Raw genomic sequence first — 1,584 nt, forward strand, 5'->3', positions numbered from 1 at the left:
CTGGCTCAGCAGGTAGCGGTTCTGCTCGATCAACAGATCCAGCAGCGGTCGCGCCGGCGCCGCCCACAGCACGATGCCGGCGGTCTTGCCGGAGCGGCGTGCGACGCGGGCGGCGAGCATGCCGCCCTGGCTGTGGCCCATGACCACGATGCGCGCAGGGTCGATGCCGGGCGTGCGCGCCAGCGCCGCCACCGCGGCGACGGCGTCGTCGGTGGTCTCCTCGTCCATGGTGAACCCCTGGTTGATGCGCCCGGCAAAGCTCTCCGGCAAGGCGAAGGTGCGCTTGTCGTAGCGCAGCACCGCGATGCCCTGCGCGGCAAGCCCGCGGGCGACGTCGAGGAACGGACGGTTCGGGCCGATGGTCTCGTCGCGGTCCTGTGGGCCCGAGCCGTGCACCAGGACCACCGCCGGGAACGGCCCCTTGCCCACCGGCAGGGCCAGCGTGCCCGGCAGCGGACCGACCGCAAACGCCTGTTCGCTGAAGCCGGCGTCGGCGGCGGGCGGCGCCGGCGCCGGCGGTGGTGCGGGAGTGAACAGCAGGCCGGCGATCTTGCCGTCCGCGTCGATCGACACATGCGCCAGCAGTACGCCACGCTCGAACTGCAGGCGCTGTTCGATCACGCGCAGCCCGTGCTGCTCGCGTTCGCTGGCCGGGCCGCGCTGCTGCAGCGCGCCCAGTTGCGTGGACAGCGTGCGCCAGGCCTGGGCCAGCTTGTCGGGTGGCACCGCCTTGGCCATCGCCGGGGTGAACTCGGCCTCGACCGCGGCCAGGTCGCCGGCCTGCAGGCGATCCAGCAGCGCGCTGGCAGTCTGTTGCGGCGTCGCGGCCAGCACCGTGAGCGGAGCGAGCAGCGCCGTCAGTGCAAGCGCAAGAACCCGATGCGGGCGCATGTCAGAGCTCCCGCTTGAACAGCAGCAGCGGCTTGGTGCCCGGTAGTGCGACGACATTGACCAGTTCCCAGCCGAGCTTGCCGTGCTTGTTCAGGTCGGCCTGCAGTTCGTCCAGTTTCAGTCCCAGCATCAGATTGGTCTTGGCCTCGACGGTGAGGTATTCCCAGCGCTTGCTCATGCTTCCGGTTCCTTGTCGTCACGCGGCTTGGGCAGCCGGCCCGCCTTGCGCAGCGCGTCGCGCAACACGTATTCGATCTGCGCGTTGAGGCTGCGCAGTTCGTCGTCGGCCCAGCGCTGCGCCGCCGCCAGCACGTCGGCGTTGATGCGCAGCGGATAGGCCTTCTTCTCGCTCATGACCGCTCCCGCCGCGCGGCGTCGCTGCGCCGCAGGTGCAGCAGCATCGACACGATCAGCGCGTTCACCGTCAGCAGCAGTGCGATGGCCACCGCATAGACGCCGGCGCGCTGGTCGCCGGTCCAGTACAGCGCCGCGGCGCCGAGCAGGATCGCCAGGCCGATCAGCGCCCAGCGCAGGCCCAGCCCGCGCGCGCGGTCGTCGCCCTTGCCGCCGACCCAGGCGGCGATGACCAGGGCCGGCAGGCCGGAGAGGGCGAGCGCCAGCGGCGCGATGGCGGCGTGCATGGACATCGGCACCTCAGTACAGCGAGCCGGCGTTGACGATCGGCTGGGGGGG

At 71.5% G+C, this 1,584-nt stretch carries 4 protein-coding genes; all 4 read right to left on the reverse strand.

The window, feature by feature from the left end:
* Positions 1 to 891: alpha/beta fold hydrolase (locus D180_RS08105; protein WP_043090642.1), on the reverse strand; the 891-nt coding region annotated here is incomplete at its 3' end.
* A 1-nt stretch (position 892) separates the two neighbouring features.
* Entirely contained in the window at positions 893 to 1,069 is a 177-nt protein-coding gene (locus D180_RS22930; RefSeq protein WP_017912401.1) for a DUF4177 domain-containing protein, read from the reverse strand.
* Entirely contained in the window at positions 1,066 to 1,245 is a 180-nt protein-coding gene (locus tag D180_RS08110; RefSeq protein WP_010341193.1) for a hypothetical protein, read from the reverse strand. The genes D180_RS22930 and D180_RS08110 overlap by 4 nt, the downstream gene beginning before the upstream one ends.
* Positions 1,242 to 1,532 carry a hypothetical protein gene (locus tag D180_RS08115; RefSeq protein WP_043090641.1) on the reverse strand — a complete coding sequence of 97 codons (291 nt, stop codon included), beginning with the start codon at positions 1,530 to 1,532 and terminating at the stop codon, positions 1,242 to 1,244. The genes D180_RS08110 and D180_RS08115 overlap by 4 nt, the downstream gene beginning before the upstream one ends.
* Positions 1,533 to 1,584 lie beyond the last annotated feature (52 nt).

The organism is Xanthomonas sp. SHU 166 (genome assembly GCF_000364685.1).
In the GTDB taxonomy this organism is placed as follows: Bacteria; Pseudomonadota; Gammaproteobacteria; order Xanthomonadales; family Xanthomonadaceae; genus Xanthomonas_A; species Xanthomonas_A sontii.